Source organism: Arthrobacter globiformis, assembly GCF_030815865.1.
In the GTDB taxonomy this organism is placed as follows: Bacteria; Actinomycetota; Actinomycetes; order Actinomycetales; family Micrococcaceae; genus Arthrobacter; species Arthrobacter globiformis_B.
Window position 1 is genome coordinate 4,083,104 of sequence record NZ_JAUSXI010000001.1, and the last position, 17,896, is coordinate 4,100,999.

The 17,896-nt window shown below is 61.8% G+C and carries 30 protein-coding genes; all 30 read right to left on the bottom strand.

Annotated features, from left to right (window positions below; translation table 11 throughout):
• Nucleotides 1–98: 98 nt before the first annotated feature.
• A complete protein-coding gene (gene rpsK, locus QFZ33_RS18945) occupies nt 99–500 on the bottom strand; it encodes a 30S ribosomal protein S11 (protein WP_011692779.1) in 402 nt (133 codons plus the stop codon).
• Between the two features lie 72 nt (nt 501–572).
• A complete protein-coding gene (rpsM, locus tag QFZ33_RS18950; protein ID WP_003803743.1) occupies nt 573–947 on the bottom strand; it encodes a 30S ribosomal protein S13 in 375 nt (124 codons plus the stop codon).
• A gap of 171 nt (nt 948–1,118) precedes the next feature.
• Complete coding sequence (gene rpmJ, locus QFZ33_RS18955; protein WP_009358722.1) at nt 1,119–1,232, bottom strand: 50S ribosomal protein L36; 114 nt, start codon at nt 1,230–1,232, stop codon at nt 1,119–1,121.
• Nucleotides 1,233–1,300: 68 nt separating this feature from the next.
• Nucleotides 1,301–1,522, bottom strand: a complete 222-nt coding sequence (infA, locus tag QFZ33_RS18960; protein ID WP_011775571.1) for a translation initiation factor IF-1 — start codon at nt 1,520–1,522, stop codon at nt 1,301–1,303.
• Between the two features lie 171 nt (nt 1,523–1,693).
• Complete coding sequence (locus tag QFZ33_RS18965) at nt 1,694–2,749, bottom strand: P1 family peptidase (protein WP_307029981.1); 1,056 nt, start codon at nt 2,747–2,749, stop codon at nt 1,694–1,696.
• Nucleotides 2,750–2,870: 121 nt separating this feature from the next.
• On the bottom strand, nt 2,871–3,779 hold the full coding sequence (locus QFZ33_RS18970; RefSeq protein WP_307029983.1) for a DDE-type integrase/transposase/recombinase: 909 nt from the start codon (nt 3,777–3,779) through the stop codon (nt 2,871–2,873).
• Nucleotides 3,780–4,248: 469 nt separating this feature from the next.
• Complete coding sequence (map, locus tag QFZ33_RS18975) at nt 4,249–5,091, bottom strand: type I methionyl aminopeptidase (RefSeq protein ID WP_307029984.1); 843 nt, start codon at nt 5,089–5,091, stop codon at nt 4,249–4,251.
• A gap of 126 nt (nt 5,092–5,217) precedes the next feature.
• Nucleotides 5,218–5,787 carry an adenylate kinase gene (locus tag QFZ33_RS18980; RefSeq protein ID WP_307031903.1) on the bottom strand — a complete coding sequence of 190 codons (570 nt, stop codon included), beginning with the start codon at nt 5,785–5,787 and terminating at the stop codon, nt 5,218–5,220.
• A 5-nt stretch (nt 5,788–5,792) separates the two neighbouring features.
• Nucleotides 5,793–7,103: a preprotein translocase subunit SecY gene (secY, locus tag QFZ33_RS18985; protein WP_307029986.1), complete on the bottom strand. Its 1,311-nt coding sequence runs from the start codon at nt 7,101–7,103 to the stop codon at nt 5,793–5,795.
• Between the two features lie 196 nt (nt 7,104–7,299).
• A complete protein-coding gene (rplO, locus tag QFZ33_RS18990; RefSeq protein ID WP_214852273.1) occupies nt 7,300–7,794 on the bottom strand; it encodes a 50S ribosomal protein L15 in 495 nt (164 codons plus the stop codon).
• Entirely contained in the window at nt 7,794–8,000 is a 207-nt protein-coding gene (gene rpmD, locus QFZ33_RS18995) for a 50S ribosomal protein L30 (protein ID WP_003803757.1), read from the bottom strand. The genes rplO and rpmD overlap by 1 nt, the downstream gene beginning before the upstream one ends.
• Nucleotides 8,001–8,003: 3 nt before the next feature.
• Nucleotides 8,004–8,720 (bottom strand): 30S ribosomal protein S5, encoded by a 717-nt coding sequence (gene rpsE, locus QFZ33_RS19000; protein ID WP_307029989.1) that lies wholly within the window; start codon nt 8,718–8,720, stop codon nt 8,004–8,006.
• A complete protein-coding gene (rplR, locus tag QFZ33_RS19005) occupies nt 8,717–9,100 on the bottom strand; it encodes a 50S ribosomal protein L18 (protein ID WP_003803763.1) in 384 nt (127 codons plus the stop codon). The genes rpsE and rplR overlap by 4 nt, the downstream gene beginning before the upstream one ends.
• A gap of 2 nt (nt 9,101–9,102) precedes the next feature.
• Complete coding sequence (rplF, locus tag QFZ33_RS19010) at nt 9,103–9,639, bottom strand: 50S ribosomal protein L6 (RefSeq protein ID WP_214852275.1); 537 nt, start codon at nt 9,637–9,639, stop codon at nt 9,103–9,105.
• 18 nt (nt 9,640–9,657) lie between these two features.
• The gene (gene rpsH / locus QFZ33_RS19015; RefSeq protein ID WP_015937843.1) at nt 9,658–10,056 is read right to left on the bottom strand and encodes a 30S ribosomal protein S8; all 399 of its coding nucleotides are present in this window, start codon (nt 10,054–10,056) and stop codon (nt 9,658–9,660) included.
• 82 nt (nt 10,057–10,138) lie between these two features.
• Nucleotides 10,139–10,720: a 50S ribosomal protein L5 gene (rplE, locus tag QFZ33_RS19020; RefSeq protein ID WP_307029991.1), complete on the bottom strand. Its 582-nt coding sequence runs from the start codon at nt 10,718–10,720 to the stop codon at nt 10,139–10,141.
• Nucleotides 10,720–11,079, bottom strand: coding sequence for a 50S ribosomal protein L24 (gene rplX / locus QFZ33_RS19025; RefSeq protein ID WP_102973687.1), 360 nt, complete (start codon nt 11,077–11,079; stop codon nt 10,720–10,722). The genes rplE and rplX overlap by 1 nt, the downstream gene beginning before the upstream one ends.
• A gap of 3 nt (nt 11,080–11,082) precedes the next feature.
• Complete coding sequence (gene rplN / locus QFZ33_RS19030; protein ID WP_003803789.1) at nt 11,083–11,451, bottom strand: 50S ribosomal protein L14; 369 nt, start codon at nt 11,449–11,451, stop codon at nt 11,083–11,085.
• Between the two features lie 408 nt (nt 11,452–11,859).
• Nucleotides 11,860–12,165 carry a 30S ribosomal protein S17 gene (rpsQ, locus tag QFZ33_RS19035; protein WP_076801234.1) on the bottom strand — a complete coding sequence of 102 codons (306 nt, stop codon included), beginning with the start codon at nt 12,163–12,165 and terminating at the stop codon, nt 11,860–11,862.
• Nucleotides 12,162–12,491, bottom strand: coding sequence for a 50S ribosomal protein L29 (rpmC, locus tag QFZ33_RS19040; protein WP_307029993.1), 330 nt, complete (start codon nt 12,489–12,491; stop codon nt 12,162–12,164). The genes rpsQ and rpmC overlap by 4 nt, the downstream gene beginning before the upstream one ends.
• Nucleotides 12,492–12,493: 2 nt before the next feature.
• Entirely contained in the window at nt 12,494–12,910 is a 417-nt protein-coding gene (gene rplP / locus QFZ33_RS19045; RefSeq protein ID WP_102973688.1) for a 50S ribosomal protein L16, read from the bottom strand.
• Complete coding sequence (rpsC, locus tag QFZ33_RS19050; RefSeq protein WP_214852276.1) at nt 12,911–13,747, bottom strand: 30S ribosomal protein S3; 837 nt, start codon at nt 13,745–13,747, stop codon at nt 12,911–12,913.
• Complete coding sequence (rplV, locus tag QFZ33_RS19055; RefSeq protein ID WP_003803798.1) at nt 13,748–14,113, bottom strand: 50S ribosomal protein L22; 366 nt, start codon at nt 14,111–14,113, stop codon at nt 13,748–13,750.
• A gap of 38 nt (nt 14,114–14,151) precedes the next feature.
• The gene (gene rpsS / locus QFZ33_RS19060; protein ID WP_018773666.1) at nt 14,152–14,433 is read right to left on the bottom strand and encodes a 30S ribosomal protein S19; all 282 of its coding nucleotides are present in this window, start codon (nt 14,431–14,433) and stop codon (nt 14,152–14,154) included.
• A 12-nt stretch (nt 14,434–14,445) separates the two neighbouring features.
• A complete protein-coding gene (gene rplB / locus QFZ33_RS19065) occupies nt 14,446–15,285 on the bottom strand; it encodes a 50S ribosomal protein L2 (RefSeq protein WP_078027238.1) in 840 nt (279 codons plus the stop codon).
• A gap of 29 nt (nt 15,286–15,314) precedes the next feature.
• Nucleotides 15,315–15,620: a 50S ribosomal protein L23 gene (gene rplW, locus QFZ33_RS19070; RefSeq protein ID WP_011692807.1), complete on the bottom strand. Its 306-nt coding sequence runs from the start codon at nt 15,618–15,620 to the stop codon at nt 15,315–15,317.
• Complete coding sequence (gene rplD / locus QFZ33_RS19075; protein ID WP_111905193.1) at nt 15,617–16,237, bottom strand: 50S ribosomal protein L4; 621 nt, start codon at nt 16,235–16,237, stop codon at nt 15,617–15,619. Before rplD ends, rplW begins: the two co-directional genes overlap by 4 nt.
• 4 nt (nt 16,238–16,241) lie before the next feature.
• The gene (gene rplC, locus QFZ33_RS19080) at nt 16,242–16,892 is read right to left on the bottom strand and encodes a 50S ribosomal protein L3 (RefSeq protein ID WP_102973689.1); all 651 of its coding nucleotides are present in this window, start codon (nt 16,890–16,892) and stop codon (nt 16,242–16,244) included.
• 17 nt (nt 16,893–16,909) lie between these two features.
• The gene (gene rpsJ / locus QFZ33_RS19085; RefSeq protein ID WP_003803825.1) at nt 16,910–17,218 is read right to left on the bottom strand and encodes a 30S ribosomal protein S10; all 309 of its coding nucleotides are present in this window, start codon (nt 17,216–17,218) and stop codon (nt 16,910–16,912) included.
• A 419-nt stretch (nt 17,219–17,637) separates the two neighbouring features.
• Complete coding sequence (locus tag QFZ33_RS19090; protein ID WP_307029998.1) at nt 17,638–17,763, bottom strand: hypothetical protein; 126 nt, start codon at nt 17,761–17,763, stop codon at nt 17,638–17,640.
• Nucleotides 17,764–17,896: the final 133 nt, after the last annotated feature.

The window sequence follows — 17,896 nt, forward strand, 5'->3', positions numbered from 1 at the left end:
ACGCAACACAGGTGGTGGAAAATCGGTCTGAGGACTTAACGCGGCGGGCTTGCCCGGACCCGAAACGGGTCCGGGCAAGCTCCGGCTGCGGAAAATACTTAGACGCGGCGGCGCTTCGGCGGACGGCAGCCGTTGTGCGCGGCGGGGGTGACGTCCTGAATGGAGCCAACCTCGAGGCCGGCAGCCTGCAGCGAACGGATGGCGGTTTCGCGTCCGGAACCCGGTCCCTTGACGAACACGTCAACCTTCTTCAGGCCGTGCTCCTGTGCACGCTTGGCGGCGGCTTCGGCAGCCATCTGCGCAGCGAACGGGGTGGACTTACGCGAGCCCTTGAATCCAACTTCACCGGCGGAAGCCCAGGAAATCACAGCACCGTTCGGGTCCGTGATGGACACGATGGTGTTGTTGAACGTGCTCTTGATGTGCGCCTGGCCAAGCGCGATATTCTTCTTGTCCTTCTTACGCGGCTTGCGAACCGCGCCACGAGTCTTCGGGGGCATTTCTTCTCCTACAGAAAGTTATTTTGGGGGAAGGCCGTGCTGGTCCCACATTTGCCGTCAGGCAAATGGGGTTTAGCGGGCCTTCTTCTTGCCGGCGACGGTACGCTTCGGGCCCTTGCGGGTACGAGCGTTGGTCTTCGTACGCTGACCGCGTACGGGCAGGCCCTTGCGGTGACGCAGGCCTTCGTAGCTGCCGATTTCAACCTTGCGGCGGATATCTGCTGCTACTTCGCGGCGAAGGTCACCCTCAACCTTGTAGTTGCCTTCAATGTAGTCACGCAGCTCTACCAGCTGCGCGTCCGTCAGGTCCTTGACCCGAACGTCAGCGCTGATGCCGGTGGCAGCCAGGGTTTCGTGTGCACGGGTCTTGCCCACGCCGTAGATGTAAGTAAGCGCAATTTCCAGCCGCTTTTCGCGGGGAATGTCTACGCCAGCGAGACGAGCCATAGTGGCGTACTCCTTGTATAAACCGGAGGTCGTAGGCAGTACACCCGCACTTTCAGTGCGGCCCCAGCCTCCGACCGGGGGTTAACTGTCCGGGCCCATACGTCCCAGTTCAGCTTGTGCTGCCTTTATTTACTTGCGTGGGTTAGCAACCCAGGGATTCCCTGACGGGAATTAGCCCTGGCGCTGCTTGTGGCGCGGGTTCTCGCAGATCACCATGACCCGGCCGTTACGGCGGATCACTTTGCACTTTTCGCAGATCTGCTTGACGCTCGGCTTGACCTTCATGGCGTTCCTTTGCGTGATAGCAGTTGGGCCGATGGAGCGGCCTAGGCATTGCCTTGGCCGCCCAACGTTTACTTGTAGCGGTAGACGATACGACCACGTGTCAGGTCATAAGGGCTCAGCTCCACCACTACGCGGTCCTCAGGGAGAATCCTGATGTAGTGCTGGCGCATCTTCCCAGAGATGTGTGCGAGGACAACGTGCTTGTTGGTGAGCTCAACGCGAAACATCGCGTTGGGCAGCGCCTCAGTCACTACGCCCTCGATCTCAATGACCCCGTCCTTCTTGGCCATATCCTCCGCTAACTGTTGTTTGCCACAGACCTCCGGCTGGCGCCGGGCATGACTGCGGACGTTTTTTGATTTGATTGATCGTCGTCCTCCGGCCCACAAATGGGCGTGGCAGGGCAGACAACCAACATGCAACTCTACGGCATTAGGCCCGGAAAGTTAAATCCAGCCATGCTAGCGCACATTGCCCCCGTATGCACCAAATTCGCGCGCAGGAGTTGTCACCGCTTGGGCACTGCTGACCCCGTCCAGGATGGCCAAACGTACGACGTCGGCTGCCGCGCTCTGTAGCGTAATGAGGCTTACCTGCCGGGCGGCTTCCGTTCTCCTGTCCAGCTCCTGGCCACCGGTGGCGAGGCAGAACACGGTGTCCCCGTCAGCCAGGGTGTGGCTCGGATTCAGCGCACGTGCCAGCCCCGCGTGGGCAGCCGAGGCGGTCCGCTTGCACTCGGCCACGTCGAGCACCGCGTTAGTGGCGACGACGACGAGGGTTGTGTTGAGCGGTAGCTGATTAAGCTTCTCGGCCGAGCCCCGCTGATTGAGCTTGTCTTCCCGCTGATTGAGCCTGTCGAAATCACCGGCCTCGGTTTCGACAAGCTCAACCACCGGACTGGAGGGCTCAACCGGCGGACCCGGCGGCAGCCCCAGGGCATTGACCACTGCCAACGCCCCGACTACCACACCGTTCTCCAGGGTGACCGACGCTGTGCCCACTCCCCCTTTGAACTTCCCGCGCCCGATGACGGCTCCGGTGCCGGCACCCACATTGCCGCGTTCGACGTCGTGCCCTTCCGCCTGCGCGGCCGCGGCGACTGCCGCCGCGTAGCCCATGGCCTCATCCGGTCGGGCGCTGAAGTCGCCGCCGCGGCCGAGGTCAAAGATGGCGGCAGCGGGAACGATGGGAACCACCCCTCCCGTCACGGCGAAGCCTCGGCCCTGCTCCTCGCACCAGCGCTGGACGCCGTGTGCGGTGACCAGGCCGTAGGCGCTGCCGCCGGTGAGCACCACGGCGTCCACCGTCCGCACCAGCGTGGTGGGGTCCAGGGCATCGGTCTCATGGGTGCCTGGTCCTCCCCCGCGAACGTCCACCGAGCCGACTGTCCCCGCAGGGGGCAGCACTACGGTCACCCCCGTCAGCCACCCGCCGTCGGACTTCTGCTGGTGCCCCACACGCACGCCCGGCACATCGGTGATCTTTCCCTGCGCCGCGGCTCCGTCACTCGGTCCCATGGCTCCCATTCTGCCCCACCCAACTAAGTAGCAGTTGTGGGCGTTCCCAGCGCTTGTCATGTCTCAGGACCTCGTGGACACTTCCTGTCTCAGGACTTCGTAGACATTTGATGTCTCATGGCTATGTGGACACTTCGTTCTCTGGCGTTGGCTGGCGGGCTTTGAGCGTCGGGTAGATGCTCCGTTTCTTGCGGGCTCCCCGGGGGTTGGCTGCGACCCCTGAGGGTTTGCCGTTGCCGACGTAGGGAGTGCCTTGGGCCGGCCGGCGGTGGCTGATGATTTCGGTCCCTTGCGCTCCGAAGAACATGATGACGGCATCGTCGTAGAGGATATGGACAGTCGTTCCGATGTGTTCATTGCCCAGTTTGAAATGGGTTCCCAGGATCGTCGCGCACCCGTTCCGGTCCACTGTCCGTTGCGCGCTTCGCCGGCCCGGTCCGGCCACGGCCGGTTCCGGCGGGGCGGGCGGGGGTGTCTTCGGGGTGGCGTCCCAGGCTTCCCGGGGAGTCAGGCCGGGAGGCAGGCCCTGATGTTCACGTTCGTTGTTGTAGTAGAGATCGAAGGCATCGACCTGTAATTGCAGGACGGGCATTGATGGCGCCGGCGGCTGCCGGTGCAGGTATCTGTGCAGGGTCTGATGGAAGCGTTCGTTCTTGCCCTGGGTGGTGGGCTTATAGGGTTTGCCCGTGATCGGCTCGATGCCCCTGGCTTTGAGGAATTCGACCAGCGCGCCGGTGCGTCCGCGGCGGGTGGGGTTCAGGGCCGAGCCGTTGTCGGAGAGGAATTTCTGCGGTGCACCGTGGCATTCGATGGCCAGCGTGACGACGGCGATCGCGGCGGCACTGGTTTCCCCGGTGGCCACCAGGGACGCCAGTGCCAGACGTGAATGGTCATCAATGAGCTGGAAGATCGCCACCTTCCTCCCGTCGGCGAGCTGCCACTCGGTCGAGTCGATCTGCCAGCACGCATTGGGCTGGGGATAGACGAACCTTTTGTAAGCGCTTCGCGGCTTCTTTCTCGGCTCCGGCACCACGACCCCCGGCCCGGGCAAAGATTCTGGCGACCGTGGCCCGGGACGGCGGCCTAAAGCCCTGCCTGGAGAGCTTTGCGATGACAGAGAGCGGGCCGTGGTCCAAGCCCAGCTTCTTGAGCTCCGCCCGGGCACCGAGCAGCAGATCCACCATGCCCGGTGCAGTCGCGGTCGGCATCGCAGAGGGAAGCGTGGGCCTCTTCTCCAGCGCTTTCACCGGCCCGACCTCAGCGGCCGCCGCCCGGACCCGGTAGAACCAGGCCCGGGAAACATTGTGCTTCCTGCAGAATGCGCTCACCGCACCCCTGGGCGAATCCTCGGACCATGTCGCAACACAGCAGCAAACCCGCAGCCCAAGTGTCCACGAGGTCCTGAGACAGAGTGTCTACGAAGTCATGAGACAGAACTGTCCATTAAGTCATGAGACTCCACAGGCGTTCCCAGCGCTGAGAACGCCATGTGCTGCTACCTAGTTGGGCAATCCTTGGGGAATCGGGACCGGCACCACGCCAAGGGGCGCAAGCCTGGCCGCGCCGCCGTCGGGCGCCGACAGTACCCAAATGCCCTTCTCATGCACGGCCACGGAATGCTCCCACTGGCACGAACGCTTGCCGTCGGTGGTGACCACGGTCCAGTCGTCCTCCAGCACTGCCGTCTCGATGCCGCCGCGCACCAGCATCGGTTCGATGGCCAGGCACAGGCCGGGGCGGATCTTTGGACCGCGGTGGCTGGTGCGGTAGTTCAGGACGTCGGGGGCCATGTGCATCTCTGAGCCGATGCCGTGGCCCACATAGTCCTCGAGGATGCCCAGCGGCTTGCCCGGAACCGAGGAGACATAGTCGTCAACTGCCGCGCCGACGTCGCCGACGAACTTGCCCTTGGCCAGGGCGGCGATGCCTTGCCACATGGCCGTCTCGGTGACGTCGGAGAGGCGCTGGTCCTCCGGGTCCGGCGTTCCCACGATCACAGTCCGCGCCGAGTCGGAGTGCCAGCCGTTGACGATCGCGCCACCGTCGATTGAGATGATGTCCCCGTCCTTCAGGACTTTGTCGCCCGGGATGCCGTGGACCACTTCCTCGTTGACCGACGTGCAGATGGTGGCGGGGAACCCGTGGTAGCCGAGGAAGTTGGACTTGGCGCCCGCCTCGAGCAACACGGCAGCGAAGACCGCGTCGAGCTGCCGGGTGGTGACGCCCGGGGCTGCCGCGGCCACGGCCGCGTCGAGGGCGCGGCTCAGGACGAGCCCGGCCTCGTGCATGGTCCGCATCTGGGCGTTGGTCTTATATTCAATCCGTGGCTGGCCGAATGCCATCAGCGGTTTTTCCTTTCAGTGTGCCTCCCCGTTCTGGTTGCCTGATGCGGGCCCAAAAGCGCGGGGCTAAATGCCGGAGGCCCCTCCCGGTGGTGCGGGAGGAGCCTCGTAGCGTTGGAACTAATTTCAGGCGGCCTGAGCTTCCTTGATGGCCTGCATGACGCGGTCGGTGACCTCGTCGATTTGGCCGATGCCGTCAACCTGGGTCAGGATGCCGCGTTCGGCGTACTTGGCCACGACGGCTTCGGTCTGCTCGTGGTAGAGGTCCAGGCGGTGGCGGATGACGGCCTCGTTGTCGTCACTGCGTCCGGTTTCCTTCGCGCGGCCCAGCAGTCGGGCCACGAGTTCCTCATCATCGGCGGTGAGCTGCAGGACGACGTCCAGCTTCTGGTCGCCGTCGGCCAGGATCTGGTCCAGGTAGTCAACCTGTGCGGTGGTGCGGGGGTAGCCGTCCAGGAGGAAGCCGTTCTCGACGTCGCCTTCGCTGAGGCGGTCGCGGACCATCTTATTGGTCACGCTGTCCGGGACGAAGTCGCCCGCGTCCATGTACTTCTTGGCCTCAACGCCAAGCGGGGTCTCACCCTTCACGTTGGCGCGGAAGATGTCACCGGTGGAAATCGCAACGACGCCGAGGCGTTCTGAAATGCGTTCCGCCTGCGTGCCCTTGCCCGAACCCGGTGGTCCGATAATCAACATTCTGGTCATCGCAATAGCCCTTCGTAGTGACGCTGCTGTAGCTGCGCGTCAATTTGCTTGACGGTTTCCAGGCCAACGCCCACCATGATCAGGATCGAGGTGCCACCGAACGGGAAGTTCTGGTTTGCGTTGATCAGCACGAGCGCCACCAGCGGGATCAGTGCCACGAAGCCAAGGTAGAAGGCGCCGGGCAGCGTGATCCGCGACAGGACGTACTGCAGGTAATCCGCGGTCGGCTTGCCGGCACGGATACCCGGAATGAAGCCGCCGTATTTCTTCATGTTGTCGGAGACCTCTTCAGGGTTGAAGGTGATCGCCACATAGAAGTAGGTAAAGAAAACGATCATGGCGAAGTACATCACCATGTAAATGGGGTGGTCACCGCGGGTCAGGTTGTTGTTGATCCACTCAACCCACGGCTGGATGGACTCCCCCGGCTTCGGCTGGTTGAACTGGGAGATCAACGCCGGCAGATACAGCATCGAGGAGGCGAAGATGACGGGAATGACGCCGGCCATGTTCACCTTGATGGGAATGTAGGTGCTGGTGCCGCCCACTGTGCGGCGGCCGATCATCCGCTTGGCGTACTGCACCGGGATGCGGCGCTGGGACTGCTCAACGAAGACCACCAGGGCAACGGTCAGCAGGCCGATGGCCAGCACGATGAAGAACGTGCCCGGGCCCTGGGCGGACCAGATGGCGCCCAGCGAAGTGGGGAAGCCTGCAGCGATGGCCGTGAAGATCAGCAGCGACATGCCGTTGCCGACGCCCTTCTCGGTCACGAGCTCACCCATCCACATGATGAGGCCGGTGCCGGCCGTCAGCGTGATGACGATGAGGATCGTGGTGATGACGCTCTGGTCAGGGATGATCGGCAGGTTGCAGCCGGGCAGCAACTGGCCGGATCGCGCCAGCGACACCAGCGTCGTGGCGTTCAGCAGGCCAAGGGCGATCGTCAGGTACCGCGTGTACTGCGTCAGCTTGGACTGCCCGGAGGCGCCCTCTTCGTACAGCTGCTGGAAACGCGGGATGACCACACGCAGAAGCTGCACAATGATGCTCGCCGTGATGTACGGCATGATTCCCAGGGCGAAGATGGAGACCTGCAGCAATGCACCGCCGCTGAAAAGATTGACGAGCTGGTAGATCCCGCCCTGGGTCTGCCCGTTCGACAAGCATTGCTGGACATTCTGGTAGCTCACACCAGGCGAGGGGATGAAGGCTCCCAAGCGGAAGATTGTGATGATTCCCAGCGTGAACAACAACTTGCGTCGCAGATCAGGCGTCCGAAACGCCCGGCCGAATGCGCTTAGCAAGCGTCCTCCTCAGTTGTTAATAAGTCTCGTGATGCAGGTCTATAAACCCAACAACCGAGTCTAACCGGTGTTTGCGGCATGCGAACAATCCGGAAGACCCAATAGGTATGAAAAAACTCCCGGCACAGGGGCCTCGGCCCCCGTGCCGGGAGTTTGCGCAGCAGGCTGTTGCCCGCCGGCTCCGGGACAGAATCCCTTAGAGCGCGGTGGTGCTTCCGCCGGCTGCAGCGATCTTTTCAGCGGCGCTGGCCGAGAATGCGTGAACGGTGACGTCAACCTTGACGGTGATGTCGCCGGTGCCAAGCACCTTCACGGGCTGGTTCTTGCGAACGGCACCCTTTTCGACCAGGTTCTCCACGGTGACAGCGCCACCTTCCGGGAACAGCTCGTTGAGCTTGTCCAGGTTTACAACCTGGAACTCAACCCGGAACGGGTTCTTGAAGCCGCGCAGCTTCGGCAGGCGCATGTGCAGCGGCAGCTGGCCGCCGGCAAAGCCAGCCTTGATCTGGTAGCGGGCCTTCGTACCCTTGGTACCGCGACCGGCGGTCTTACCCTTGGAACCTTCACCACGACCAACACGGGTCTTGGCGGTCTTGGAACCCGGGGCGGGACGCAGGTGGTGAACCTTCAGAGCGCTCTGCTTCTCAGCAGCGGCGGTCTCGGCCTTCTCGGCCGTGTTCTTCTCTGCCATTACTTCGCCTCCTCAACATTCACGAGGTGCGGAACCGTGTTGAGCATTCCAACGGTCACGGCGTCAGCAGTGCGGACAACGGTGTGTCCGATCCGCTTGAGGCCGAGCGACCGAAGGGTGTCGCGCTGGTTCTGCTTGGCGCCAATGACGCCCTTAATCTGGGTGATCTCCAACTTGGCGTCGGAGGGAGTCAGGTTCTTAGCCATAACCTAGACACCTGCCTTCTGGTTCATCAGAGCCTTCACCAGTGCCGGCGGAGCGATCTCGTCGAGGGGCAGGCCGCGGCGTGCTGCCACGGCTGCCGGCTCTTCGAGGCGCTTCAGGGCATCAACGGTCGCGTGAACGATGTTGATGGCGTTGGAGGAACCGAGCGACTTGGAGAGGATGTCGTGGATGCCCACGCACTCCAGTACTGCACGGACCGGACCACCGGCAATAACACCGGTACCGGCGGAAGCCGGACGCAGCATTACGACACCAGCAGCGGCTTCACCCTGAACGCGGTGAGGAATGGTGTTGCCAACGCGGGGAACGCGGAAGAAGGACTTCTTGGCCTCTTCAACGCCCTTGGCGATAGCAGCGGGAACTTCCTTGGCCTTGCCGTAGCCGACGCCGACCATACCGTTACCGTCACCAACGACGACGAGTGCGGTGAAGCTGAAGCGACGACCACCCTTGACGACCTTGGAAACGCGGTTGATGGTGACAACGCGCTCTACGAACTGGTTCTTCTCGGCTTCACGTCCGCCATCGCGGCCGCCACGGCCACCGCGGTCGCCGCGGCCCTGGCCACGGTCGCCACGCTCGCCGCGACGGGCGCCACCACGGCGGTCATCGGCAGCGGGGGCAGTGGTCTCAGCAGCTGCGGCTTCGGGGGCCTTTTCTTCTGCAGACACAGTGTCCTTTTCCTTGTTTGCTTCGGTCACAGTGACAGCCCACCTTCGCGTGCGCCGTCAGCGACGGCGGCGATCCGGCCGTGGTACTTGTTACCACCACGGTCGAAGACAACAGCTTCGACGCCGGCAGCCTTGGCGCGCTCGGCGACGAGTTCGCCAACGCGCTTGGCCTTGGCGGTCTTGTCACCGTCGAATGCACGAAGGTCAGCTTCCAGAGTGGACGCGCTCGCTACGGTCTGGCCAATGGTGTCGTCGACAACCTGGACAAATACGTGGCGTGCGGAGCGGTTGACGACCAGACGAGGACGTACAGCCGTTCCGGAGATGCGCTTGCGGATACGAAGCTGGCGGCGGCTGCGTGAAGCAGACTTGCTCTTGTTCGTACGCTTCTTGTTAATGGCGATGGCCATGGTTACTTACCAGCCTTTCCGACCTTGCGGCGGATGACTTCGCCCGCGTAGCGAATGCCCTTGCCCTTGTACGGGTCAGGCTTACGCAGCTTGCGAATGTTGGCAGCAACCTCGCCGACCTGCTGCTTATTGATGCCTGAGACAGAGAGCTTGGTCGGTCCCTCTACTGCAAAGGTGATGCCAGCCGGAGCCGAAACGTTGACCGGGTGGCTGTAGCCGAGAGCGAACTCAAGGTCAGATCCCTTGGCCTGAACGCGGTAACCGGTACCGACGATTTCGAGCTTCTTCTCGTAGCCTGCGGTGACGCCCTGGATCATGTTGGAGATCAGGGTGCGGGTCAGGCCGTGGAGCGAACGGGAGGCCCGCTCGTCGTTCGGGCGGGTGACGGTCAGGGTGCTGTCTTCCAGCGCAACCTCGATCGGGCTGGCCACAGTGTGGCTCAGCTCGCCCTTGGAACCCTTGACGCTGACGACAGAGCCGTCAACCTTGACCTCAACGCCGGCAGGAACGGTGATGGGGAGACGTCCAATACGTGACATTATTCTCTTCCTTTCCCGTTACCAGACGTAAGCGAGGACTTCGCCGCCCACGCCCTTCTTGCCGGCCTGCTTGTCAGTCAGGAGGCCGGAAGAGGTGGACAGGATAGCGATACCCAGGCCACCCAGCACGTGCGGCAGGTTGGTGGACTTCGCGTAAACGCGGAGACCCGGCTTGGAAATACGACGGACACCCGCGATTGAACGCTCGCGGTTCGGACCGAACTTGAGATCAAGGGTCAGCTTCTTGCCAACTTCAGCGTCCTCTTCCTTCCAGCCGGCGATAAAACCTTCGGCCTTCAGGATGTCAGCAACGCGAGCCTTGAGCTTGCTGTAAGGCATAGACACGGAATCGTGGTATGCCGAGTTTGCGTTACGCAGGCGCGTAAGCATATCTGCGACAGGATCTGTCATAGTCATTTGGGCACTTGCCCTTCCTCATAACGGTTTCCGCCGTTCTGTCCCTGTGGGATCAGAGCGGCCGGACCTTTTACGTAGTTAATTAAGCTTCGGTTTTGAACGGGAAACCAAGCGCCTTGAGCAGCGCGCGGCCTTCGTCATCGGTCTTGGCAGTGGTAACAACCGTGATGTCCATACCGCGGGTGCGGTCGATGGAGTCCTGGTCGATCTCGTGGAACATAACCTGCTCGGTCAGACCGAAGGTGTAGTTGCCGTTGCCATCAAACTGCTTGCCGCTGAGGCCGCGGAAGTCGCGGATACGGGGCAGGGCCAGCGTGACCAGACGGTCCACGAATTCCCACATGCGGTCGCCACGCAGGGTTGCGTGTGCACCAATGGGCATGCCTTCGCGCAGCTTGAACTGGGCGATCGACTTGCGGGCCTTGGTGACCTGCGGCTTCTGGCCGGTGATCAGGGTGAGGTCGCGGACAGCGCCGTCGATCAGCTTGGAGTCCTTGGCGGCATCTCCAACACCCATGTTCACTACAACCTTGACCAGACGGGGAACCTGGTTCACGTTCTCGTACTTGAATTCCTCAAGAAGCGTGCTCTTGATGGAATCGGCGTACTTGGTCTTCAGACGAGGAACGATCTTCGTTGCCGGAGTCTCGAGAGTCTCAGTCATTAGATGTCCTTCCCGGAGCTCTTGGCCACGCGGATGCGGACGGTCTTCTTGACGCCGTCCTTCTCTACGGTGTCGAGGCGGAAACCAACGCGGGTCGGCTTCTTGGTGGACGGGTCAACCAGAGCCACGTTGGAAACGTGGATGGAAGCCTCGACAACCTCGATGCCGCCGGTCTTGGTGCCGCGCTGCGACTGGCCGACCTTGGTGTGCTTGGTTACGCGGTTGATACCCTCAACCAGCACGCGGTTGGTTTCCGGGAACACGCGCAGGACCTTGCCCTGCTTGCCACGGTCGCCGCCGCGCTCAGCCTTGGCGCCAGTGATGACCTGTACCAGGTCACCCTTCTTGATCTTAGCCATGGACTAGAGCACCTCCGGAGCCAGAGAAACGATCTTCATGAACTTCTTGTCACGGAGTTCACGACCAACCGGTCCGAAGATACGGGTACCGCGGGGGTCACCGTCGTTCTTCAGGATTACAGCTGCGTTCTCGTCAAACTTGATGTAGGAACCATCCGCACGGCGGCGTTCCTTCTTGGTACGGACGATGACAGCCTTGACGACATCGCCCTTCTTTACGTTGCCGCCCGGGATTGCATCCTTGACGGTGGCGACGATGACGTCGCCGATGCCTGCGTAGCGACGACCGGATCCACCGAGAACGCGAATGGTAAGGATTTCCTTAGCACCCGTGTTGTCGGCGACCTTGAGTCGCGACTCCTGCTGAATCACTATTTACTCCTTGCGTCGCGCCGGTTCTCAGACCGAAAATCTTCCTACGGAATGAGCCTTGCGGAACGGTTGATCGGGGTGTCTCTTGACCTGACTGGATTTTGCCAGACCAGGCCTAAACGCCCGTGCCACAAACAGTTGCTTCCCAAGCCCGTGGAGGCGCAAGGAGGCACTATGCCGTGGCACGATTGTTTACGAGGTTTGCTGTCGGCGCACAGAAGGCGCCATACAAACTCAATATCCTAGCACGTTTCCCCGGCATCCCCATATCACAACCGGCAGGGGCCGATCCACTCCCCCACGGACCCGGCCCAACGCCGTCGAACGTTCCCGGCTTAACGCGGAAACCCCCGGTCCCAAAGGGAACGGGGGTTTCCGTTACAGCCGCCAGGGGCGATGCTGCGGGTGTTACTTAGCCTTCTCGAGGATCTCCACGAGCCGCCAGTTCTTGGTGGCGGACAGCGGGCGGGTCTCGGCGATGACAACCAGGTCGCCGATGCCGGCGGTGTTCTGCTCGTCGTGTGCCTTGACCTTGGAGGTGCGGCGGATAACCTTGCCGTACAGGGCGTGCTTCACGCGGTCTTCAACCTGAACAACGATGGTCTTGTCCATCTTGTCAGAGACCACGTAGCCGCGACGCGTCTTACGGTAACCGCGCTGCTCAGCCGTAGCTGCCGTAGCAGTTTCCGTCACGTTCTCGTCCTTTTCACTCACTTGGCGTCCTCCTCGGTCTCAGCCTCGGCGGGCTTTTCAGCCTTCTTAGCTGCAGACTTCTTGGACTTCTTTTCTTCCTTGGCTTCCACAACCGGTGCGGCAACCTCGGCACGAATGCCCAGCTCACGCTCACGGAGAACGGTGTAGATGCGTGCGATGTCCTTCTTTACCGCGCGCAGACGACCGTGGTTCTCCAGCTGTCCGGTGGCGGACTGGAAACGCAGGTTGAACAGCTCTTCCTTGGACTTGCGGAGTTCTTCAACGAGACGCTCGTTGTCGAAACCATCCAGCTGTGCGGGTGCAAGATCCTTTGACCCAACTGACATTTCTATTCACCACCTTCGCGACGCACAATGCGTGCCTTCAACGGGAGCTTGTGGATCGCCAGGCGCAGTGCCTCGCGAGCTACCTCATCACTGACACCGGAGAGTTCAAAGAGAACCCGGCCCGGCTTGACGTTGGCGACCCACCATTCCGGCGAACCCTTACCGGAACCCATGCGGGTTTCGGCAGGCTTCTTGGTCAGCGGACGGTCCGGGTAGATGTTGATCCAGACCTTACCGCCACGCTTGATGTGGCGGGTCATCGCGATACGGGCAGATTCGATCTGACGGTTCGTGACGTATGCCGGGCTCAGGGCCTGGATGCCGTACTCACCGAAGGAGACCTTGGTACCGCCCGTGGCAGCGCCGGAACGACCCGGGTGGTGCTGCTTACGGTGCTTGACTCGACGTGGGATAAGCATTTAAGCCTGTCCTCCTTCTGCTGCCTGTGCCGGTGCTGCTGCCTCGGCTGCCGGAGCTGCAGCAGCAGGTGCTGCGTCGGCTGCCGGACGGTCGGTACGACGACGGCGGTCACCACGGTCAGCGCCACCCGGGCGGCCCGGACGGTCGCCGGAGCGGCCACGGGACGGAGCAGCAGCTGCCTGCTGAGCCAGTTCCTTGGAGGTGACGTCGCCCTTGTAGATCCAGACCTTCACGCCGATGCGGCCGAAGGTGGTCTTGGCTTCGTAGAAGCCGTAGTCGATGTTCGCGCGGAGGGTGTGCAGGGGCACACGGCCTTCGCGGTAGAACTCCGAGCGGGACATTTCTGCGCCACCCAGACGGCCCGAGCAAGCGATACGGATACCCTTGGCACCGGCACGCTGCGCGGACTGCATGGCCTTCTTCATCGCACGGCGGAATGCCACGCGGGAAGTCAGCTGCTCTGCAACACCCTGGGCAACAAGCTGGGCTTCCATCTCGGGGTTCTTGACCTCGAGGATGTTCAGCTGGACCTGCTTGCCGGTGAGCTTTTCGAGCTCGCCGCGGATGCGGTCTGCCTCGGCGCCGCGGCGGCCGATGACGATGCCCGGACGTGCCGTGTGGATGTCCACGCGGACACGGTCGCGGGTGCGCTCAATCTCGACCTTGGCGATACCGGCGCGCTCCATGCCCGTGGACATGAGCTGGCGGATACGGATGTCTTCGCGAACGAAGTCCTTGTACCGCTGGCCGGCCTTGGTGCTGTCAGCGAACCAGTGCGATACGTGATCGGTGGTGATGCCGAGTCGGAACCCGTGCGGGTTTACTTTCTGTCCCACTTAGCGAGCCTCCTCTTTCTCCGGGGTAGCGACTACCACGGTGATGTGGCTGGTGCGCTTCTTGATCTGAAATGCACGACCCTGAGCACGCGGCTGGAACCGCTTCATGGTCGGGCCTTCATCAACAAACGCTTCGCTGATGATGAGGTCACCTTCGTCGAACGCAACACCGTCGCGGTCCGCGAGGACCCGGGCGTTGGAGATTGCCGACTGAACTACCTTGAATACCGGCTCCGAAGCTGCCTGGGGGGCAAACTTCAGAATTGCCAGAGCCTCGTTCGCTTGCTTACCACGAACAAGGTTGACGACGCGCCGGGCCTTCATAGGCGTTACGCGGATGTGGCGCGCAATTGCCTTGGCTTCCATTGCTTTCCTTCTCTCGTCTTTGACGTAAGTGCAGGCGCCTAGCGGCGCTTGCCCTTACGGTCGTCCTTGACATGGCCGCGGAATGTCCGCGTGGGAGCGAATTCGCCGAGCTTGTGCCCGACCATCGACTCGGTGACAAACACCGGGATGTGCTTGCGTCCGTCGTGCACGGCGATCGTGTGCCCGAGCATGTCCGGGACGATCATCGAGCGGCGGGACCAGGTCTTGATGACGTTCTTGGTGCCCTTTTCGTTTTCCCTTGCGACCTTCACAAAGAGGTGCTGGTCAACGAAAGGACCTTTTTTCAGGCTGCGTGGCATGTGTCCAGGCTCCTATCGCTTGTTCTTGCCAGTACGACGGCGACGAACAATAAGCTTGTCGCTCTCTTTGTTGGGACGGCGGGTGCGGCCTTCGCGCTTACCGTTCGGGTTGACAGGGTGACGTCCACCGGACGTCTTACCCTCGCCACCACCGTGCGGGTGGTCAACCGGGTTCATGGCGACACCACGGACGGTCGGGCGAACGCCCTTCCAGCGCATACGGCCAGCCTTGCCCCAGTTGATGTTCGACTGCTCGGCGTTGCCGACCTCGCCGATCGTGGCGCGGCAGCGGACGTCAACGTTGCGGATTTCGCCGGAGGGCAGTCGCAGCTGGGCGAAGCGGCCTTCCTTGGCGACGAGCTGAACAGAAGCACCGGCGGAACGGGCCATCTTGGCACCGCCGCCCGGACGCAGCTCAACCGCGTGGATAACAGTACCCACGGGGATGTTGCGCAGGGGCAGGTTGTTGCCAGGCTTGATGTCAGCGTCGGCGCCGGCTTCCACGAAGTCGCCCTGGGAGAGCTTGTTCGGGGCGATGATGTAGCGCTTGGTGCCATCAACGTAGTGCAGGAGGGCGATGCGAGCCGTACGGTTCGGATCGTACTCGATTTCGGCAACGCGGGCGTTGACGCCGTCCTTGTCGTGGCGACGGAAGTCGATCAGACGGTACTGGCGCTTGTGTCCACCGCCCTTGTGACGGGTGGTGATCTTACCGGAGTTGTTACGGCCGCCCTTTTTGGGCAGCGGACGTACCAACGACTTTTCCGGCGTCGACCGCGTGATTTCGGTGAAGTCAGCTACGCTCGAGCCGCGACGGCCCGGCGTAGTCGGCTTGTATTTACGGATTCCCATAATTTATTTCCTCGTTAAAGTGGTCTCCGCTACGCGAGCGGACCGCCGAAGATGTCGATAGTGCCTTCTTTGAGGGTCACAATGGCACGCTTGGTGTTCTTGCGGGTACCCCATCCAAATTTGGTGCGCTTGCGCTTACCGGCACGGTTGATGGTGTTGATCGATTCGACCTTGACGGAGAAAATCTTCTCCACGGCCAGCTTGATCTCGGTCTTGTTCGAGCGGGGGTCCACCAGGAAGGTGTACTTGCCCTCGTCGATCAGGCCGTAGCTCTTTTCCGAAACGACGGGTGCAAGCACGACGTCGCGCGGGTCTTTGATGGTGGCTGCGCTCACTTGGCATCCTCCTCGTTCTTTGCAGCCTTGTCAGCAACGAATGCTTCGTAGGCAGCCTTGGTGAAGACTACGTCGTCAGAAACGAGAACGTCGTAGGTGTTCAGCTGGTCTGCGTACAGAACGTGAACTTCCTCGAGGTTGCGCACGGACAGTGCAGCAACATCGTTGGCGCGCTCAATGACAACGAGCAGGTTCTTGCGCTCGGAGACGCCGCGCAGCGTTGCCAGTGCTTCCTTGGAGGACGGCTTGTCGCCGGCAACCACATCAGCAATAACGTGGATGCGTCCGTTACGGGCGCGGTCAGACAGTGCGCCGCGCAGTGCAGCAGCAATCATCTTCTTGGGGGTGCGCTGGCTGTAGTCACGCGGGGTGGGACCGTGGACAACGCCACCACCGGTCATGTGAGGAGCACGGATCGAGCCCTGACGGGCGCGGCCGGTACCCTTCTGCTTGAACGGCTTGCGGCCTGCACCGGAAACTTCGGCGCGGGTCTTGGTCTTGTGGGTACCCTGGCGAGCAGCAGCGAGCTGTGCAACGACGACCTGGTGCAGCAGCGGCACGTTGGTCTGAACGTCGAAGATCTCTGCAGGCAGGTCAACCTTGACAGTGCTAGTCATTTAACTAGGCTCCCTTCACGGCGGTGCGTACGAGTACGACCTGGCCGCGGGCGCCGGGGACGGCACCCTTGATCAGGAGCAGCGACTTCTCGACGTCAACCGCGTGAACAGTGAGGTTCAGCGTGGTGTGACGAACGGCGCCCATGCGGCCGGCCATTTTCATGCCCTTGAAGACGCGGCTCGGGGTGGATGCGCCACCGATAGAACCGGGCTTACGGTGGTTCTTGTGGGCACCGTGGGAAGCTCCAACGCCGTGGAAGCCGTGACGCTTCATAACACCGGCGAAGCCCTTACCCTTGGTGGTGCCTACGACGTCGATCTTCTGGCCGGCTTCGAAGACCTCTACAGAGAGCTCCTGGCCCAGCTCGTACTCAGCAGCATCTGCGGTACGGAGTTCGACGACGTGACGGCGAGGCGTGACGCCTGCCTTTTCAAAGTGACCAGCCAGCGGCTTGGTGACCTTGCGGGGATCGATCTGGCCGTAGCCGATCTGAACGGCGACGTAGCCATCAACTTCTGCGTTGCGCAGCTGGGTGATGACGTTCGAGTCAGCCTGGACAACAGTGACGGGGATGAGCTTGTTGTTCTCGTCCCAGACCTGGGTCATGCCGAGCTTCGTGCCCAGCAGGCCCTTTACGTTACGGGTTGCGGTCATAGTCTCTCAGCACCTCCCTACAGCTTGATTTCGATGTTCACGTCGGCCGGCAGGTCGAGACGCATGAGCGAGTCAACAGCCTTGGGCGTGGGGTCGATGATGTCGATCAGACGCTTGTGCGTGCGCATTTCAAAGTGCTCGCGGCTGTCCTTGTACTTGTGGGGAGAGCGGATAACGCAGTACACGTTCTTCTCCGTGGGCAGCGGCACGGGGCCGACTACCGTTGCGCCTGCGCGCGTGACCGTCTCAACGATCTTCCGTGCTGAAACGTCAATGACCTCGTGGTCGTATGACTTCAGCCGGATGCGGATTTTTTGTCCCGCCATGTCGCCTGACTCTCTTTCAGTAAGTGCTGCTCTGTTTACTTGCGTGTTGCATGTGGCTGCCGAAGCATTTGAAGTCGTAACTACCACCCGCCGCACAAGCTGAATCCGGATGAATCCGGGTTCCTCAACCTGCCGACGTAACCGACCCCCGCGGTCGGGCGTGTCGCGCTGTGCATGACGCACGAGCCCGCATTTCCTTGGGGGGTGGGTTATGTTTGGGCTTCAACCTGGACCCTGGCACCCGGCATTATCCGGATCGGGACACGAAGAAGCGCTTGAACAACTCAACTAGTATGCCGGAATTTGTCCGAGGAAGCGAATCGGGCCCTGAGTTGTATCCTCTGCCGACCGCGGCACCCGTTGCCGAGCGCTATTGTGAGCGTCCAGGCGCCCCAAGGGCTACTGCTTTCTGCCCGGGGCTACTGGTTCTTGTTGGCCCGGTTGATCCGCTTGGCGCGTTCAATCTCGTTGCGGAAGTGCTTCTTCGTCCAAACGATGCCCACCACCACGGCGGCAACCACCAGCAGGAAAATAAGCCAACCCATGATGCTCCCTCTTTGCCACGAATCTGTCGCGAGCACTAACCCTATCAGGCCGGCCCGCTGCCCAGCGGAGGGAACTGCAGATACAAAAACAGCCCCGCTGCGAGTAGCAGCGGGGCTGTTTTCGAACATCACG

What these genes read in the sequence shown, in the direction of transcription:
- rpsK (WP_011692779.1), bottom strand. Translation starts at nt 500, where the DNA reads ATGCCCCCGAAGACTCGTGGCGCGGTTCGCAAGCCGCGTAAGAAGGAC.
- rpsM (WP_003803743.1), bottom strand. Translation starts at nt 947, where the DNA reads ATGGCTCGTCTCGCTGGCGTAGACATTCCCCGCGAAAAGCGGCTGGAA.
- rpmJ (WP_009358722.1), bottom strand. Translation starts at nt 1,232, where the DNA reads ATGAAGGTCAAGCCGAGCGTCAAGCAGATCTGCGAAAAGTGCAAAGTG.
- infA (WP_011775571.1), bottom strand. Translation starts at nt 1,522, where the DNA reads ATGGCCAAGAAGGACGGGGTCATTGAGATCGAGGGCGTAGTGACTGAG.
- QFZ33_RS18965 (WP_307029981.1), bottom strand. Translation starts at nt 2,749, where the DNA reads ATGGGACCGAGTGACGGAGCCGCGGCGCAGGGAAAGATCACCGATGTG.
- map (WP_307029984.1), bottom strand. Translation starts at nt 5,091, where the DNA reads ATGGCATTCGGCCAGCCACGGATTGAATATAAGACCAACGCCCAGATG.
- QFZ33_RS18980 (WP_307031903.1), bottom strand. Translation starts at nt 5,787, where the DNA reads ATGTTGATTATCGGACCACCGGGTTCGGGCAAGGGCACGCAGGCGGAA.
- rplO (WP_214852273.1), bottom strand. Translation starts at nt 7,794, where the DNA reads ATGGCAGAGAAGAACACGGCCGAGAAGGCCGAGACCGCCGCTGCTGAG.
- rpmD (WP_003803757.1), bottom strand. Translation starts at nt 8,000, where the DNA reads ATGGCTAAGAACCTGACTCCCTCCGACGCCAAGTTGGAGATCACCCAG.
- rplR (WP_003803763.1), bottom strand. Translation starts at nt 9,100, where the DNA reads ATGGCCATCGCCATTAACAAGAAGCGTACGAACAAGAGCAAGTCTGCT.
- rplF (WP_214852275.1), bottom strand. Translation starts at nt 9,639, where the DNA reads ATGTCACGTATTGGACGTCTCCCCATCACCGTTCCTGCCGGCGTTGAG.
- rpsH (WP_015937843.1), bottom strand. Translation starts at nt 10,056, where the DNA reads ATGACTATGACAGATCCTGTCGCAGATATGCTTACGCGCCTGCGTAAC.
- rplE (WP_307029991.1), bottom strand. Translation starts at nt 10,720, where the DNA reads ATGACTGAGACTCTCGAGACTCCGGCAACGAAGATCGTTCCTCGTCTG.
- rplX (WP_102973687.1), bottom strand. Translation starts at nt 11,079, where the DNA reads ATGGCTAAGATCAAGAAGGGTGACCTGGTACAGGTCATCACTGGCGCC.
- rpmC (WP_307029993.1), bottom strand. Translation starts at nt 12,491, where the DNA reads ATGTCAGTTGGGTCAAAGGATCTTGCACCCGCACAGCTGGATGGTTTC.
- rplP (WP_102973688.1), bottom strand. Translation starts at nt 12,910, where the DNA reads ATGCTTATCCCACGTCGAGTCAAGCACCGTAAGCAGCACCACCCGGGT.
- rplV (WP_003803798.1), bottom strand. Translation starts at nt 14,113, where the DNA reads ATGGAAGCCAAGGCAATTGCGCGCCACATCCGCGTAACGCCTATGAAG.
- rpsS (WP_018773666.1), bottom strand. Translation starts at nt 14,433, where the DNA reads ATGCCACGCAGCCTGAAAAAAGGTCCTTTCGTTGACCAGCACCTCTTT.
- rplB (WP_078027238.1), bottom strand. Translation starts at nt 15,285, where the DNA reads ATGGGAATCCGTAAATACAAGCCGACTACGCCGGGCCGTCGCGGCTCG.
- rplD (WP_111905193.1), bottom strand. Translation starts at nt 16,237, where the DNA reads ATGACTAGCACTGTCAAGGTTGACCTGCCTGCAGAGATCTTCGACGTT.
- rplC (WP_102973689.1), bottom strand. Translation starts at nt 16,892, where the DNA reads ATGACCGCAACCCGTAACGTAAAGGGCCTGCTGGGCACGAAGCTCGGC.
- rpsJ (WP_003803825.1), bottom strand. Translation starts at nt 17,218, where the DNA reads ATGGCGGGACAAAAAATCCGCATCCGGCTGAAGTCATACGACCACGAG.
- QFZ33_RS19090 (WP_307029998.1), bottom strand. Translation starts at nt 17,763, where the DNA reads ATGGGTTGGCTTATTTTCCTGCTGGTGGTTGCCGCCGTGGTGGTGGGC.